A 15415-nucleotide genomic window follows, 5' to 3' on the forward strand; every position below is an offset into this window, starting at 1 on the left:
GCGACGAGCAGCACCACGGTCTCGGCGACGCACGCGGGCTTGGGGTGGCCGTCGATCTCGACGGTCACCTTCACCACCGCCTGCTTGCCCTGCGCGGTGTCGGCGACCTCGGTCAGCTCCGCCCCGGCCCGCACGCGCGAGCCGACCGTGACCGGACTGGGGAAGCGGACCTTGTTCAGGCCGTAGTTCACGCCCATCTTCAGGCCCTGCACGGTGTAGACGTCGCGCACCAGCATGGGGATGAGCGACAGGGTCAGGTAGCCGTGCGCGACGGGTGCGCCGAAGGGCCCGGCGGCGGCCTTCTCCAGGTCGACGTGGATCCACTGGTGGTCGCCGGTGGCGTCGGCGAACAGGTTGATCTCGTCCTGGGTGATCTCGTGCCAGTCGCCGAAGCCCAGGTGCTCGCCCTTGGCGGCGGCCAGTTCGTCGAGGTTCGCGAATACCCGCATGTCAGTCCTTCGGTCCGCCGGCGACGTAGATGACCTGACCGGACACGAACCCGGCGCCGTCGCTCACCAGGAACGAGGCGGTGTGCGCGATGTCCTCGGGCGTGCCCACGCGGCCGACCGGGATGGCGGCGGCGGCGCCCTTCTTGAAGTCCTCGAAGTCCACGCCGACGCGGGCCGCCGTGGCGGCGGTCATGTCGGTGGCGATGAAGCCCGGGGCGATGGCGTTGACCGTGACGCCGAACTTGCCCAGCTCGATGGCCAGGGTCTTGGTGAAGCCCTGGAGGCCGGCCTTGGCGGCGGCGTAGTTGGCCTGGCCCCGGTTGCCCAGCGCGGAGGTGCTGGACAGGTTCACGACCCGGCCCCAGCCCGCCTTCGTCTGGAACTTCTGCACCGCGCGGCTCATCAGGAACGAGCCCCGCAGGTGCACGCCGATGACCGTGTCCCAGTCGTCGTCGGTCATCTTGAACAGCAGGTTGTCGCGCAGCACGCCCGCGTTGTTCACCAGCACGACCGGCGGGCCCAGCTCGTCGGCCACGCGCTGCACGGCCGTCTCGACCGCGGCGCTGTCGCTGACGTCCACGCCCACCGCGAGGGCCGTGCCGCCCGCGGCCCTGATCTTCCCGACGGCGTCGGCGCAGCTCTCCTCGTTCAGGTCGAGCAGCGCGACGGCGAACCCGTCCCGCGCGAGCCGGGTGGCCACGGCGGCGCCGATGCCCCGCGCGGCACCGGTGACGATCGCCACTCGTGCGTCAGTCTCGGCCACGGTCAGTCCTCCTTGATCTGCGGGCCTAAGCAACCGCTTAGTAACCTACTCGTGGGGTCGCCTTGACGCCAGAGCGCGTCAGGAGAACCATACCGACTGGTCGGAATGTGTCGCCAGAGGAGGCGCGGTGGAGTTCTCGGGCAAGGTCGCACTGGTCACCGGGGCCGCGAACGGCATCGGCGCGGGGGTGGCGCGGCGGCTCGCCGCGGCCGGGGCCTCGGTCGTCCTCGCCGACGTCGACGAGGCGGGCGGCGAGGCCGTGGCCGACGAGGTCGACGGCGTGTTCACCCGCTGCGACGTGCGCGACCCCCGGGACAGCGCGGCGGCCGTCGCCCTGGCCGTCGAGCGCTTCGGCGGCCTCGACATCGCCGTGCTCAACGCGGGCATCGCCACCGGCTTCACCTTCGAGGACTTCGACGTCGAGCGGTACCGCACCGTCATGGGCGTCAACCTCGACGGCGTCGTGTACGGCGTGCACGCCGCCCTGCCCGCGCTCAAGGCGCGCGGCGGCGGGCGCATCGTGGCCACCGCCAGCATGGCCGGCCTGATGGCGATGCCCATGGACCCCCTCTACGGCGCCAACAAGGCGGCGGTCGTCGGCCTCGTGCGCGGCCTCGGCCCCGTGCTCGCCGCCGACGGCGTCACGGTCAACGCGGTCTGCCCGTCGTTCGCCGACACCCACATCGTCACCGGCGTCAAGGACGCCCTGGAAGCCGCCGGCATGCCCATCATGGACGTGGGCGACGTGGTCGACGCGTTCATCTCCGTGTTGCGCTCCGGCCAACCAGGTGAATGCTGGTTCGTGCAGGCCGGCCGGCCCAGCGCCCCGTTCACCTTCCCCAACCCGCCCGGCCCCCGCACCGCGAGCGGCGAGCGGATCAGCTTCACCCGCGACCCGCTGACCACGTCCGACGTCCCCGAGGAGAGCTGACACCCGTGCGCGCCATCCAGATCACCGAGTTCGGCGGACCGGAGGTCCTCACCGAGGTCGAACTGCCCGACCCCGTCGCCGGACCGGGTGAACTCCTCGTCGAGGTCAGCCGCGCGGGCCTCAACTACGCCGACACGCACCAGGCCGAGAACTCCTACCTCGCCAAGCAGGAGCTGCCGCTCGTGCCCGGCGGCGAGGTCGTCGGCACCGCGGGCGACCGCCGCGTCGTCGCCCTCACCTCGGGCGGCGGCGGGTACGCGCAGAAGGCCGTCGTGCCCGCGGCGACCGCGTTCGACGTGCCCGACGGCGTGGACGACCTGACCGCGCTGAGCATGGTCGTGCAGGGCGCGACGGCGTGGCTGCTGCTGCGCCGCAGCGCCCACCTGGAGCCGGGGGAGAGCGTCGTCGTGCACGCCGCCGCGGGCGGGGTGGGCACGCTGGCCGTGCAGCTGGCCAAGAAGTGGGGCGCCGGCCGCGTCATCGCCACCGCCAGCAGCGAGGAGAAGCGCAAGCTCGCCCTCGACCTCGGCGCCGACGTGGCCGTCGACTCGACCGCGCCGGACATGACCGCCGCCCTGCGCGAGGCCAACGACGGCCGCCGCGTCGACGTCGTGCTCGACATGACCGGCGGCGCGGTCACCGACCAGAGCGTCGCGGCGCTCGCGCCGTTCGGCCGGCTCGCGTTCTACGGCATGGCCAGCCGCGAGCAGCCGTCGCCGATCCCGCCCGGCAAGCTGCTCGTCCGCTCCACCGCCGTGGCCGGCATGTGGCTGCCGCACGCGTTCGCGCTGCCCGGCCGCGTCGTGCACCGCGCCATGGCCGAGCTGTTCGACCTGGTGCTCGCGGGCGACCTGCGGGCCGTGCCGGGCGGCGAGTACGGCCTGTCCGAGGTGCGCCGCGCCCACGAGGACCTCCGCTCGCGGCGCAGCACCGGCAAGCTCGTCCTCGACCCGTCGCGCTAGCCCCCCGGGGCCCCCGACGCCGGAGGGCCGCCCACGCGGTGCGCGGGCGGCCCTCCGGACCTGCTTCGTCAGCTCAGTCGCTGAGCTCGGCCAGGGCGGCCTTGACCCTCGCCAGCTCGGCCTCCAGCTCCTCCATGCGGGTGCGGTGCTGGGACCGGGCGGCCTCGATGACCTCCTCGATGCCGCCGGAGATGTCCTCGTGCAGCTCCTTGGCCGCACGGGCCACCGCGGCGGCCGAGATGGTCAGACCCTGCACGACCCGCTTGGTGCCGTGCACCAGGTCGGCCTGCCAGTCGCCGTCCGCGGTGCCGGTGACGGTCAGCGTCAGCTCGACCGTCCGGGTCTTCTTGGCCGTCGACTTGGGGCGCTTCGCGGCGGGCTTGGCCTCGGCGTCCTCGGTCCTGGGCTCGGGCTTCGGCTCGGGCTTCGGCTCCGCCTTGGCCTCGACCGCGGGCTTCTCGGCCTCGGGCTCGCTCACGACCGCGGGCGCGCTGTCGGCCTTCACCACGGGCTCGGGCTGTTCCTGCGGCACGGGCGCGTCCTCCTGCACGGGTGCGGCGGGCGCGACGGCGTCCACCTTGTCTTCCTGCTCCACGAGCGTGTCCGCCTGCACGATCTCGGTAGTCCTCTCTGCGCGTCCGGCTCGACCCGTGAGCATAGAACACGTGTTCGACAGTGGGTCGAGCGACCCGCACAGCGTAGGGGGTCGGTCACGCGGGCGGCGCGCGGCGGTCCGCCGACCGCCGCAATCGCTTGCGCCGGTTGGCGGGCCGCCTCGTGGAGTCAGGGCCCCGCGTCAGGGTGCCTGCACCAGCCCGCCGCCCACGTCCGTGGAGGGCAGGCCCAGCCGGCGGCCGGACTGCGCCAACCTCGCCCACAGCTCCCACCCGCGGGCACCGTGCCGCTCGGCGACGAGCGCGGCGACGCCCGCGACGTGCGGCGTGGCCATGCTCGTGCCCTGGATTCGCTTGTGCCTGCCGAGCGCGCCGTCCTCCCGGTTCCAGCTGGAGTAGACGTCGACGCCCGGCCCGACCAGGTCGACCTGGCCGACCGCGTCGACCGTCCCGCAGGAGAAGAACGCGACGGCCCGCTGCACGTCGACCGCGCCCACGGCCAGGATCGACGGGCAGTTCGCCGGGTGGCCGACCGGGTTGACCGACCCCGGCCGCCTGCTCTCGTTGCCCGCGGCGGCGATGATCAGCGTGCCCTTGGCCAGCGCGCGCGTCGCCGCCTGCTCGAAGACCAGCGAGTGCGGCGTGCCCGGCCGCACGGCCGCGCCGAGCGACATCGAGACGACGGCGCAGCCGTTCGCGATGGCCCACTCGATGCCGGCGAGGATGCCGCTGTCCGAGCCGAAACCGGCGTTGGACAGCACCTTGCCCGCGTAGACCTCGGCCTCGTGCGCGACGCCGTAGCCCGGCCCGCCCGACAGCGGCGTGCGGGGACCCGCGGCCGTGCCGACGCAGTGCGTGCCGTGGCCGTGCGCGTCGTCGACGGTCTCGCCGCTGATGAACGAGTTGGTGATGACCGCGCGCCCGGCGAAGTCGGGGTGGTCCACGGCGAACCCGGTGTCCAGCACGGCGACCCGGACGCCCTTGCCGGTGGCCGAGCTGAGGTTCGCGCCAACCGCCTGGAGGCCCCAGGTGAACACCGACTCGTCGACCGCGGCGGCCTGGCCGGTGTCGACCGAGTCGTACGCCCGCACGACCCGCTCGGCCTCGACCACCGTGATCGGCCCCGGTGCCTCGGCGGCCCGGGACAGCCGCGCGACCTGGTCGGGGGTGGCGTCGACGACGGCGATGCCGAGGTCCTGGAAGATCACGCCGTCGGCGGCGGCCAGCTCGGCCGTGGTGGCGTGGTCGGCTGTGCTGGCCGCGGTGATGCCCGCGACCCGGCTCATCTCCCGTGCACCGGCCGCGGCCGACCTGTCCTCCAGGAGGACCAGGTAGCGGCCCGTGGTTTCGGCGCCCGTTGGTTCTGACATGGCGACCCCCTCCGGGGTTCGGCGGCAGACGCTATGAGGAGGTCACCGCCGAGCCCCGGGATACAGGTCAGACCGCCGCCGGCTCGTTACCACGCTTTCGGGTGAACTTCACCAGGGGCTCGACGACGCGCGCCGCCACCGGGCCCAGGACCGCCATCAGCAGCACGTACGCCGTGGCCAGCGCCGCCAGCTGCCCGTCCACCGCGCCGGACGCCACCGTGAGCGAGGCGATCACGATGGAGAACTCGCCGCGCGCCACCAGCGCCGCGCCCGCCCGCGCCCGGCCCATCCGCCCGACGCCCTGCCGCTTCGCCGCCCACCAGCCCGTGGCGACCTTCGTCAGCGTCGTCACCACCGCCAGCGCGACCGCCAGGCCCAACACCGGCGGGATCGACGCCGGGTCCGTGTTCAGGCCGAACACCACGAAGAACATCGCCGCGAACAGGTCCCGCAGCGGCTCCAGCATCCGCGTCGCGTTCTCCGCCGTCGACCCGGAGATCGCGATGCCCAGCAGGAACGCGCCCACCGCCGCCGACACCTGGAGCTGCGAGGCCAGGCCGGCCACCAGCAGCGCCGCGCCGAGCACCTTCAGCAGGAACACCTCGGGGTCCGGGCTGTCCACGATCGCCGACACGTACCGGCCGAACTTCAGCGCGATCACCAGCACCACGGTGATGGCCAGCAGCGAGATGCCGACCGCCGTCAGGCCGCCCGCGAAGCTCACGCCCGCCAGCACGGCGGTCAGGATCGGCAGGTAGACCGCCATCGCCAGGTCCTCGAAGACCAGCACCGACAGCACCACCGGCGTCTCCCGGTTGCCGAGCCGGCCCAGGTCGCCGAGGACCTTCGCGATGATGCCCGAGGACGAGATGTAGGTGACGCCGGCCATCGCCAGCGCGCCCACCGGGCCCCAGCCCAGGACGATCGCCGCGATCGCGCCCGGCGCGGCGTTCAGCACGATGTCGAGCAGCCCGGCCGTCCACGAGCGCTTCAGGCCGGTCATCAGCTCGGCCGCCGAGTACTCCAGGCCGAGCAGGAGGAGCAGGAGGATGACGCCGATCTCGCTGGAGATGTGCGTGAAGTCCTCGATGCCGTGCAGGGGGACCAGGCCGCCCTGCCCGAAGGCCAGGCCGCCGATCAGGTAGAGCGGGATGGGCGAGATGCCGATGCGCCAGGCCATCTTGCCGAGCAGGCCGAGACCGAAGAAGACCGCGCCGAGCTGGATCAGCGCGATGGCTGTGCTGTGCAAGGTGTTCAGCCACTCCCCAGCAGTTCACCGGCCGAGTGCAGGCCCTCGCGGGTGCCCACGACCACGACCAGGTCGGCGCCCGTGAACACGAAGTCCGGGCGCGGCGACGGGTGGACGGAACCCGCGCGGACGACCGCCACGATGGACGCGCCGGTGCGGGTGCGCAGCTCCGTGTCGGCCAGCGGGCGCCCGTCGAACCGGGAGCCGGGCACGATCGGGAACTGCTGCGTCGAGATGCCCGCGACGTCGCGGTGCTGCTCCTCCAGGTGCGCGACCAGCTGCGGTGCGCCGAGCAGGCCGGCGAGCGTGCCGGCCTCGGCGGCCGTGAGCGGTATGGAGGCGGCGCACCCGTCGGGGTCGTCGGGGTGCGACACGATCAGCTCGAACTTGCCGTCGCGGTAGGTGATCACCCCGATCCGCCTGCCCGCGCGGATCATGAAGTCCTGGCGGGTGCCGATTCCGGGGAGCGGCGTGACCTCGACGTTCATGTCATCGATCATAGTCCGGTGATCCGACGGGTGAGGGCGATCAGCAGGGGCTGGGTGGTCCGGGGCGCGGTGCCGGGCCCCGACGTGGACGAGTTCGCCGAACCGGAGCGCGTCGTGGCCGCCCTCGCGCGGGCCCGCCCCGGGACGCTGCTCGCGGTCCAGCACCCGCACCGCACGCCCGCCGCCCTCGCCGCCGGCGAGTCGCTGCTCGACGCCCTCCCGCGCGCCCGCGCCGAGCTGGCCAGGCTGCGCGGCACCGCCTACCGCGAGGTGCGCGACGTCGTCGCCCCCTACCGCGTGGACGGCCCGGACGGCACCGCGCACGGCCTGCTGTGCGTGGCCGACCCGGCCGCCGCCGGGCACACCGAGGACGTCTACCCCGAGGTGGTCGCCGAACGCGCCCGCGTGCTGGCCGAACTGGGCTGCGCCACCAGCGCCGCCATGCTGGTCCCGGTCGACGACGGCGGCCTGACCGACCTGGTCGGCGCCGTGGACGGCGAGCCCGCCGCGTCCGTCGTCGACCCCGGCGGCCGGCGGCACCGCCTGTGGCTGGTGGGGCCGGGCGAGCACCAGGAGGCCCTCCTCACCGCGGCCGGCGCCCACCCGCTGCTGGTCGCCGACGGCAACCACCGGGTGGCCGCGTCGGCGGGCCTGGACGGCCTGCTGGCCCTCGTCACCGCCGGCCCCGCCCTGCGGGTCGGCCCCATCCACCGCGCCCTGACCGGCACCGGCCTGCGGCTGGACGACCTCGTCGCGGCGTGGCGCGCGGCGGGCCTGGAGGTGACCCCGGTCGAACCGGCCACCCCGCCGTCACCGGGCGTGGTCGTGGTGGTGGCCGGCGCGGCGGCCGTGCGCGTGGTCCTGCCGGTCGGGGGCGGCGTCGACCACGCCGTCGTCGAGGAGGTGCTGCTCCGCCGGGCCCTCGGCCTGGACGGCCCCCGGGTCCGCCCGGTCACCGACCCGGTGCCGGTGGACGTCGACGCCGTGGTCCGGATCGCACCCGTGCCGGTGGCCGACGTGCTGGCCGTCCACGCGGCCGGCCACCGGATGCCGCGCAAGAGCACGTACTTCACCCCGAAGCCGCGCAGCGGGCTGCTGCTGGCCGACCTGGCGCGCCCCTGACCGGGCCGATGCTGGTGTGACGCCCCGCACCAGGCACAATTGGAGGTTGACGAACCGCCCCCTCAAGGAGGAAACCCCCGTGGGACACGGTCAGCTGCGTGGCGTGGTGGCCCTCGACGGTCCCTCCGGCACCGGCAAGTCCTCCGTCGCGCGCCGGCTCGCGGCGACCCTGGGCGCACGCTACCTGGACACCGGCGCGATGTACCGCGCCCTCACCCTGGCCGTGCTGCGCTCCGGCGTCGACCTCGCCGACACCGCCGAGGTGACCCGGGTCGCCCGCGCCGCCTCCCTCGTCCAGGGCACCGACCCCGAGCGCTCCACCACCCACCTCGACGGCGCGGACGTCGGCGCCGAGATCCGCGGCCCCGAGGTGACCCTCGCGGTCTCCCCGGTCTCCGCCGTCGCCGAGGTGCGCGCCCTGCTCGTCGCCGAACAGCGCCGCGTCATCGCCGCCGCGCTCGACGAGGCGGGCGGCATCGTCGTGGAGGGCCGAGACATCGGCACGGTCGTCGCGCCCGACGCCGCGCTCAAGGTCTACGTCACCGCCGACGCCGAGGCCCGCGCCGCCCGCCGCGCCAAGCAGGACGCCGCGTCCGGCCGGGCGTCCACCCTGGACGCCACCCTCGCCGACGTGCGCCGCCGCGACACCTACGACTCGACCCGCGCGGTGTCCCCGCTGCGCGCCGCCGACGACGCCGTGGTCCTCGACACGACCTCCCTCGACCTGGCCGGCGTGCTCGCCGCGCTGCTCGACCTGGTCGACGGGCGCGGCCTGCTGGCCCAGCCGAGCGGACGGGTGCACGGGTGAACGACCCGCTCCCCGAGGGGGCGCTGCCCCGGCTGCACGACGTCGGCCGGTGGATCGCGCGCTACCCGTTCCGCCTGCCCTTCCGGGTCCGCGTGCACCACGCGGACCGGGTGCCGACCACCGGCCCGGTGGTGATCGTCGCCAACCACAGCTCCATGGTGGACGGACCGATCCTCCTCGGCGCCTTCCCCCGCCGCGTGGTCTTCTTGATCAAGCAGGAGATGTTCAAGGGCGTCGTGGGCACCGGCCTGCGCGCGATCGGCCAACTGGCCGTGCGCCGCGGCGAACCCGACCGCACGCCGCTGCTCGCCGCGCAGAAGGTGCTGCGGGACGGCGGCGTGGTCGGCGTGTTCCCCGAGGGCACCCGGGGCGCGGGGGACGTGGGCGAGGCGCAGCAGGGCGCCGCGTGGCTCGCCCGCTCGACCGGTGCGCTCGTCGTGCCCGTGGCGTGCCGCGGCACCCTGCGCCCCGCCGGGACCCGACGGAGGTTCCGGCCCGTGGTGGACGTGCTCGTGGGTGAGGCTTTCGAGCTGCCCGCCGACAAGGGTCGGCAGGCGCTCGTGAAGGCCACCGAGCAGGTCCGCGACCGCTTGGCCACGCTGGTGGCCGAGCTCGACAGCCAGCGAGGAGAAGTTCGATGACGGACTTGGACGGCACCTGGGCGGACGAGTCCGACTGGACCGCGCTCGACGACGACACGTTCGACGAGGAGGGCGGCGGGCCCACCCCGCAACCCGTGCTGGCCGTGGTCGGCCGGCCGAACGTCGGCAAGTCGACCCTGGTCAACCGCATCATCGGCCGCCGCGAGGCGGTCGTGCAGGACGTGCCGGGCGTGACCCGCGACCGGGTCGCCTACGACGCGCTGTGGAACGGCCGCAAGTTCACCGTGGTCGACACCGGCGGCTGGGAGCCCGACGCCACCGGCATGATGGCCTCCGTCGCCGCGCAGGCCGAACTGGCCATGGCCACCGCCGACGCCATCGTGTTCGTCGTGGACGCCACGGTCGGCGCGACCACCACCGACGAAGCCGCCGTGAAGCTGCTGCGGCGCTCCAAGCGGCCCGTGCTGCTGGTCGCGAACAAGGTCGACGACGAACGCCTCGCCGCCGAGGTCGCGTCCCTGTGGTCGATGGGCCTCGGCGAGCCGATCCCGGTGTCCGGCCTGCACGGCCGCGGTTCCGGCGACATGCTCGACGCGATCCTCAACGCGCTCCCCGAGACGCCCCGCGAGACGTTCGAGGCCCAGCGCGGCGGCCCCCGCCGGGTCGCCCTCGTCGGCCGGCCGAACGTCGGCAAGTCCTCCCTGCTCAACCGCCTGACCGGGGAGAACCGGTCCGTCGTCGACGCCACCGCGGGCACCACCGTCGACCCCGTCGACTCGCTCGTCGAGCTGGACGACGAGACGTGGCGGTTCGTCGACACCGCGGGCCTGCGCAAGCGTGTCAACTTCGCGTCCGGCGCCGAGTACTACGCGTCGCTGCGCACCAAGGCCGCCATCGAGTCGGCAGAGGTGGCGATCGTGCTGCTGGACGCGTCCGAGCCGATCAGCGAGCAGGACCTGCGGGTGCTGACCATGGTCGTCGAGTCCGGCCGCGCGTGCGTGCTCGCGTTCAACAAGTGGGACCTCGTGGACGAGGACCGGCGGCACGCGATGGTCCGCGAGCTGGAGCGCGGCCTGGTCCGGGTGCCCTGGGCCGAACGCGTGAACATCTCGGCGTTGACGGGCCGCGCCGTGCGCAAGCTCGCGCCCGCCCTGCGCACCGCCCTGACCTCGTGGGACACCCGCGTGCCCACCGGACGGCTGAACGCCTGGCTCAACGACCTCATCGCCGCCACCCCGCCGCCCGTGCGCAGCGGCAAGCAGCCCAAGGTCCTGTTCGCCACCCAGGCGAGCACCCGGCCGCCGACGTTCGTGCTGTTCACGACCGGTTTCCTGGAGGCCGGCTACCGGCGGTTCGTCGAGCGCAGGCTGCGCGAGGAGTTCGGGTTCGAGGGCAGCCCCGTCCGCATCTCCGTCCGGGTCCGGGAGAAGCGCGCCAAGAAGTGATCGGTTGCTCCGGCAGGCGGAATGCGGTTGCCTGGCGACGTGCCGGTCAGATTGGTCCTCGCTGACGACGAACCGCTGCTGCGCCGGGGCCTGAGGACGCTGCTGGAGGCCGACGGCCGGGTCGTGGTCGTCGGCGAGGCGGCGGACGGCGCCGGGCTGCTCGACGTGGTCCGGCGCGTGCGGCCCGACGTGGCGCTGGTCGACGTGCAGATGCCCGGCATGGACGGCCTGGCCGCGCTGAAGGTGCTGCTCGCCTGGTCCGCGCCGCCCGCCCTGGCCGTGCTGACCACGTTCGACCTGGACGACTACGTCGCCACCGCCCTGGAGCTGGGCGCCCAGGGCTTCCTGCTCAAGGACGCCGAGCCGGAAGCCCTGGTCCGCGCCGTGCTCGACCTGGCCGCCGGCGGCGCCGTCCTCGACCCCCGCATCACCGCCCGCCTGCTGCCCAAGCTGCGCGCCCGCGGCCTGCGCGAACCCACGCACCTGGACGGCCTGAGCGCCCGCGAGCGCCAGGTCCTGTCCCTCCTCGCCTCCGGCCGCTCGAACCAGGCCATCGCCAGGTCCCTCGGGCTCAGCGAGGCCACCGTCAAGAGCTACGTCTCCACGGTCCTCACCAAGCTCGGCGTGGAGAACCGCGTCCAGGCCGCCCTCATCGCCCACCAGGTGCGTGACGCGTGGTGACCCTGCTCGTCGAGCTCCTGGCGGTCACCGTCCCGGCCGCCATGGTCCTGATGGCCGAGGGCGTCCCGTTCAGCTGGTCGATCCCCACCGCCCTGGCCGCGTGCCTCCTCCTCCCGCTGCGCCGCCGGAGCCCCACCGCAGCGGTCGTCCTCTGCCTCCCCGCCCTGGTCGGCGGCCTGGGGTGGCCCCCCGCCGTCGTCGCCCTCTACCGCGCGGGCCGCACCTCCAAGCCCCCGCTGGTGATCGCCTGCGTGACCCTCACGACCGCCGTCCCCGCCACCTTCGTCGTGGTCCGCGAGGGCCTCCCACCGGGTGCCGCCCTCCTCACCTACGCGTTCACCCTCTTCATGTCCGGCGCCCCCGCGGCACTGGGCGCCCTCATCACCACCAGGCGCGAACTGACCGCGAGCCTCGCCGAAGCGCACCGGGCCCGGACCGCCGAACTGGAGGCGAGGGAGGACGGGGCCAGGTCCGCGGAACGAGCCAGGATCGCCCGCGAGATCCACGACGCCGTGGGCCACCACGCCACCCTCATAGCCGTGGAGGCGGCAGCCCTGGCCGCCACCACCACCGACCCACCCACCAGGGACACCGCCCGTCGCCTGCGTGCGCTGGCCAAGGAGTCCCTGGCCGAGATGCGAGCAGCCCTGGGGCTCCTGAACACCGAGCCCGCCCCGGGCTTCGAGGGCCTGCCGTCCCTGGTCGACCGAGCCAGAGCAGCAGGACTGGTGGTGACCTACGCCAACCACAGCCCACCCCCACCGCCGGGGATCGGCCGAGCCGCCTACAGAGTGGTCCAGGAAGCCCTGACCAACGTGACCAAACACGCTCCCGGTGCAGCGGTGGAGATCAACGTGACCGCGACCGACTCCCACCTCCACCTCAAGGTGCGGAACGGCCCACCGCCGGCCCCAGTGCCCGCCCAAGACCGAGGCGGAGAAGGCCTGCACGGCCTCTCCGAGCGGGTCAGCCTCCTGGGAGGCACCCTGACCACCACGGCAAGGGCCGACGGCAGCTTCACCCTGGAGGCGGCCCTGCCGACGGGGCACCCGAAAGTCGACGCGGACGACCCGGCCAAAGGCGGTAGCGCCACCGACCACGCGACCGCGTAGTGGACGAACGCCGACCGGAGGATCGGCACCGACCGAGAAAAGCCGACGAGGATCCGCCAGCCACCGGGCCTCCGCTTTTTCGCAGGTAGGAGCCCCCGCAAGACCAAGTCGGGGGCCCGCGTCGGGGCCCCGTTGCGGGTGCGCTAAGCTATGCGAGCACCCCACAACGGGGGGTGCGGCCGGGACGTGGCGCAGTTTGGTAGCGCACTTGACTGGGGGTCAAGGGGTCGCAGGTTCAAATCCTGTCGTCCCGACGGTCGAAGTACGGCGAAAGCCCAGGTCAGGGCCTTGGATCACTACGGTGAGACAAGGCCCTGATTCTGTTTGAGGGCGCGTCGTCTCACAATTTCTCACGAACGCTCGTACTGCTTCTTTCAGCCCAGGAGTTCGCCGAGCTGGTCGGCTGCTTGCCTCAGGTGCTCGACGTTCGGGTGGATGTACACCCGCTTGGTGAAGCTGAGATCCGCGTGGCCCGCCCAGGCGCTCACGATCACGTCCGGCACACCGGACGTCGCCAGGTACGTCAGGCAGGCGTGCCGAGCGTCGTACGGCCGGACCTTCCGCACGTTGGCTTGGTCCATCAGCTTGTGAATCGCCCGCCGAAGTCGATCGGTCTTCCAGGCGTGCCCCAGCTCGTCAACCAGCACGAACCCGGACCGCTCGTACAGCTCACCGGCCCTCATCGCCTCCGCGGCCTGCCTGGCCTTGAACGCCTTGAGCGCTGCGTGCAGAGGTGTGGGCAGGGGCAGCTTGCGCTTGCCCTTCTCCGACTTCGGCCCCTTCTCCTCGACTTCACCCTCGACCAGCGTGCGCGTCAGCTCGATCGACAGCGTCCCCGCGTCGAGGTCAACGGCCGACCATCGCAGTCCGCAGACCTCGGCGGGCCGCATCCCGATCAGCGCCAAGAGCACGGGCGCGTGAAGTCGGTGGTCGCGGATCGCGGCGAGGAACTGTCTCACCTCCGTCTCACTCCAGGGCACCCGCAAGGCCGCTATAGCCGCCGCCTTGCGCCGCGCTTCGCGCGGGATCTGGGTGTATTGGGCGACGTTGCGGACGACCAACCTGCGCCGCATCGCCACGTTCAACGATGACCTGAAACGCCCCAGCGTGAGCTGCACGGACCTGACGCTGAGCCCGCTGCCGACCTTCCCACCGCGCTTCCGGCCGGAGGTGAGCATCCAGCTGACCAGCTCGTCGACGTCCTCTTCGGTGACGTCCTGAAGCCGCTTCCCGCCGAGCCGCTCGCGCACCGGCAGCAGCGCGTCGGCGTAGTTGGCTGCGGTGGCCTTCTCGACGTCGACCGTCGTGGACTTCAACCAGGTGTCCAGCCAGGCCGACACGGTGGTCTTGTCGGGCCCGACGAACGTCCCCTCGTCGGTCTGGTGCTTGACCTTGGCGTACTCGGCGCGGGCTTCCTTCTTGGTGCCGTAGGTCTTGGTCAACTGCCTACGCTTGCCGGTCGCCGGGTCACGCCCGATGTCGATCACGAACCGGTACCTCGTCGTACCGTCCTTCAACTCGATCTTCTTGATCGGGTCCCCCACGAGCTTGCAGCTCCTTAGTTCAGGCCTCCTCCGATGAGCCCAGAGGGGGCAGCAATCCGAGTTCCCGGGCCCTGCGGATGTACCGCGCAGCCTGCGTCCGCGACCTGTTCATCACGTTGGCCACGGCCACCGCGGGTGCCCTGTTGCCTGCTGCCACGGCGTCGGAGTAGATCCGCGCCGCGCGCCGGGCGTCGTCATCGGCCTGGTTGCGGACGCGTTCATCCGCGTTCGGCAACGAGGCTTCACGCTGCTCGACCGGCTGGAATCCAGGGGGCAGGGTCGCCAGCCACTCGTCCCGCACGGATGCGGGCACCGTGGCTTTCTCGACCGCCGCACGTGTCATCTGGTCGACGAGGATCTGCCTCATGACCCCCGTCGTGACTGGTGCCGTCGCCTTGGCCTTCACCGTCATCGACAGCACGACCGGCCGGAGGTCGGGGCCGACGAACAACTCCATCGTTGCCGCGACGTCCGGCTCGTCCAGCACGAAGTTGGCTTGGAAGCGAACCGGGATGGCGCTGTCCGGGGTCAGAGCCAGGTAGCCATCAGGCGGCAACACGTCGACCGACACCCAGGCGATCCGGAAGTTCTTCGGTAGGCGAGGCACGGCAGAACGATACGCACCCCCCTCATCGTCAGTGCCTTGGATGACCAACAAGGTATGCCATGGGTGCGGCATGAGTAAAGACCGTTCGCGTAACGTGGTCGGCATGACTAACGGGGGGAAGACTCTGGCGGACCGCTCCGCCGAGCTTCAAAACTGGATTCGCACTGGTAGAGCACGGCGGCTCCGCGTCGATGCCGGGCTCAGCCAATCGCTGGTCGCGCACGACTGCGAAGTCACGGCGTCCACGGTGCACCGCTGGGAGATGGGGGACAGACTGCCGCGTGGCCGCAACATCATTGCCTACCACGCCTTCCTGGCTCGCTTGGTCGAGCGGAAGCAGCGAGGGGGCGAATCCGATGGCCAGTAGGCAGGAAGCCAAGCGACGTCCGACCCTGGCGGAGATCAAGGCGACGTGGCCACCGGCCGTGGACGTGTCAACCGCGGCGACAGCGTTCGGGATGAGCCGTAGCAAGGCGTACGACCTCGTCGCCCGCGACGAGTTCCCCGCCAAGGTGGCCAAGTACGGCGGCCGGATCATGGTGATCACGGAGTCGCTCGTGCGCGCACTGTCCGCCGAGGACTGACGCCATGACTGAGTTCGGGGGACAAGCTCTGCCTGGAGCGCACGACGAACCACCGACCCGGCGCCTGCGGGTGAGGTCGGTGCG

Annotated in this window: 18 protein-coding genes and 1 tRNA gene; 11 read left to right on the top strand and 8 right to left on the bottom strand. The window is 72.8% G+C overall.

Annotation, left to right across the window (positions count from 1 at the left end):
* Together ACR807_RS04475 and fabG are read right to left on the bottom strand one after the other, a co-directional pair.
* The coding region (locus ACR807_RS04475; RefSeq protein ID WP_438919905.1) for a MaoC family dehydratase at positions 1-449 on the bottom strand (449 nt) is incomplete at its 3' end.
* A 1-nt stretch (position 450) separates the two neighbouring features.
* Complete coding sequence (fabG, locus tag ACR807_RS04480) at positions 451-1212, bottom strand: 3-oxoacyl-ACP reductase FabG (RefSeq protein WP_438919906.1); 762 nt, start codon at positions 1210-1212, stop codon at positions 451-453.
* A 127-nt stretch (positions 1213-1339) separates the two neighbouring features.
* Here fabG and ACR807_RS04485 point away from each other — a divergent pair, with 127 nt between their 5' ends.
* A complete protein-coding gene (locus tag ACR807_RS04485) occupies positions 1340-2143 on the top strand; it encodes an SDR family NAD(P)-dependent oxidoreductase (protein ID WP_438919907.1) in 804 nt (267 codons plus the stop codon).
* Positions 2144-2148: 5 nt separating this feature from the next.
* Positions 2149-3105 carry a quinone oxidoreductase family protein gene (locus tag ACR807_RS04490; protein WP_438919908.1) on the top strand — a complete coding sequence of 319 codons (957 nt, stop codon included), beginning with the start codon at positions 2149-2151 and terminating at the stop codon, positions 3103-3105.
* A gap of 73 nt (positions 3106-3178) precedes the next feature.
* Here the strand turns inward: ACR807_RS04490 and ACR807_RS04495 are convergent, their stop codons facing one another.
* From ACR807_RS04495 to ACR807_RS04510, 4 genes are all read right to left on the bottom strand, one after another.
* The gene (locus ACR807_RS04495) at positions 3179-3718 is read right to left on the bottom strand and encodes a DUF6319 family protein (protein ID WP_438919909.1); all 540 of its coding nucleotides are present in this window, start codon (positions 3716-3718) and stop codon (positions 3179-3181) included.
* A gap of 183 nt (positions 3719-3901) precedes the next feature.
* A complete protein-coding gene (locus ACR807_RS04500) occupies positions 3902-5089 on the bottom strand; it encodes a S8 family serine peptidase (RefSeq protein ID WP_438919910.1) in 1188 nt (395 codons plus the stop codon).
* Between the two features lie 67 nt (positions 5090-5156).
* The gene (locus ACR807_RS04505; RefSeq protein ID WP_438919911.1) at positions 5157-6338 is read right to left on the bottom strand and encodes a cation:proton antiporter; all 1182 of its coding nucleotides are present in this window, start codon (positions 6336-6338) and stop codon (positions 5157-5159) included.
* Between the two features lie 5 nt (positions 6339-6343).
* On the bottom strand, positions 6344-6826 hold the full coding sequence (locus ACR807_RS04510; protein ID WP_438919912.1) for a cation:proton antiporter regulatory subunit: 483 nt from the start codon (positions 6824-6826) through the stop codon (positions 6344-6346).
* 18 nt (positions 6827-6844) lie between these two features.
* Here ACR807_RS04510 and ACR807_RS04515 point away from each other — a divergent pair, with 18 nt between their 5' ends.
* From ACR807_RS04515 to ACR807_RS04545, 7 genes are all read left to right on the top strand, one after another.
* Positions 6845-7948, top strand: coding sequence for a DUF1015 family protein (locus ACR807_RS04515; RefSeq protein ID WP_438919913.1), 1104 nt, complete (start codon positions 6845-6847; stop codon positions 7946-7948).
* Positions 7949-8027: 79 nt separating this feature from the next.
* Positions 8028-8756, top strand: coding sequence for a (d)CMP kinase (gene cmk, locus ACR807_RS04520; RefSeq protein ID WP_438919914.1), 729 nt, complete (start codon positions 8028-8030; stop codon positions 8754-8756).
* On the top strand, positions 8753-9397 hold the full coding sequence (locus tag ACR807_RS04525; protein WP_438919915.1) for a lysophospholipid acyltransferase family protein: 645 nt from the start codon (positions 8753-8755) through the stop codon (positions 9395-9397). The genes cmk and ACR807_RS04525 overlap by 4 nt, the downstream gene beginning before the upstream one ends.
* Positions 9394-10803 carry a ribosome biogenesis GTPase Der gene (gene der / locus ACR807_RS04530; RefSeq protein WP_438919916.1) on the top strand — a complete coding sequence of 470 codons (1410 nt, stop codon included), beginning with the start codon at positions 9394-9396 and terminating at the stop codon, positions 10801-10803. The genes ACR807_RS04525 and der overlap by 4 nt, the downstream gene beginning before the upstream one ends.
* 21 nt (positions 10804-10824) lie before the next feature.
* A complete protein-coding gene (locus ACR807_RS04535) occupies positions 10825-11484 on the top strand; it encodes a response regulator (protein ID WP_438919917.1) in 660 nt (219 codons plus the stop codon).
* Positions 11478-12596, top strand: a complete 1119-nt coding sequence (locus tag ACR807_RS04540; RefSeq protein ID WP_438919918.1) for a sensor histidine kinase — start codon at positions 11478-11480, stop codon at positions 12594-12596. Before ACR807_RS04535 ends, ACR807_RS04540 begins: the two co-directional genes overlap by 7 nt.
* Positions 12597-12776: 180 nt before the next feature.
* Positions 12777-12850 (top strand) — tRNA-Pro (locus ACR807_RS04545).
* Between the two features lie 120 nt (positions 12851-12970).
* Here ACR807_RS04545 and ACR807_RS04550 read toward each other — a convergent pair.
* Together ACR807_RS04550 and ACR807_RS04555 are read right to left on the bottom strand one after the other, a co-directional pair.
* Positions 12971-14140, bottom strand: coding sequence for a site-specific integrase (locus tag ACR807_RS04550; protein WP_498371966.1), 1170 nt, complete (start codon positions 14138-14140; stop codon positions 12971-12973).
* A gap of 19 nt (positions 14141-14159) precedes the next feature.
* A complete protein-coding gene (locus ACR807_RS04555) occupies positions 14160-14747 on the bottom strand; it encodes a hypothetical protein (protein ID WP_438919920.1) in 588 nt (195 codons plus the stop codon).
* 103 nt (positions 14748-14850) lie between these two features.
* Here ACR807_RS04555 and ACR807_RS04560 point away from each other — a divergent pair, with 103 nt between their 5' ends.
* Entirely contained in the window at positions 14851-15114 is a 264-nt protein-coding gene (locus tag ACR807_RS04560) for a helix-turn-helix domain-containing protein (RefSeq protein ID WP_438919988.1), read from the top strand.
* A gap of 91 nt (positions 15115-15205) precedes the next feature.
* Positions 15206-15331: a hypothetical protein gene (locus ACR807_RS04565; RefSeq protein ID WP_438919921.1), complete on the top strand. Its 126-nt coding sequence runs from the start codon at positions 15206-15208 to the stop codon at positions 15329-15331.
* Positions 15332-15415: the final 84 nt, after the last annotated feature.

The organism is Saccharothrix sabaoui, assembly GCF_051756985.1.
In the GTDB taxonomy this organism is placed as follows: domain Bacteria; phylum Actinomycetota; class Actinomycetes; order Mycobacteriales; family Pseudonocardiaceae; genus Actinosynnema.

Coding starts and splice junctions, on each gene's coding strand:
- ACR807_RS04500 (WP_438919910.1), bottom strand. CDS start 5,089: ATGTCAGAACCAACGGGCGCCGAAACCACGGGCCGCTACCTGGTCCTC.
- ACR807_RS04565 (WP_438919921.1), top strand. CDS start 15,206: ATGAGCCGTAGCAAGGCGTACGACCTCGTCGCCCGCGACGAGTTCCCC.
- ACR807_RS04560 (WP_438919988.1), top strand. CDS start 14,851: ATGACTAACGGGGGGAAGACTCTGGCGGACCGCTCCGCCGAGCTTCAA.
- der (WP_438919916.1), top strand. CDS start 9,394: ATGACGGACTTGGACGGCACCTGGGCGGACGAGTCCGACTGGACCGCG.
- ACR807_RS04510 (WP_438919912.1), bottom strand. CDS start 6,826: ATGAACGTCGAGGTCACGCCGCTCCCCGGAATCGGCACCCGCCAGGAC.
- ACR807_RS04535 (WP_438919917.1), top strand. CDS start 10,825: ATGCGGTTGCCTGGCGACGTGCCGGTCAGATTGGTCCTCGCTGACGAC.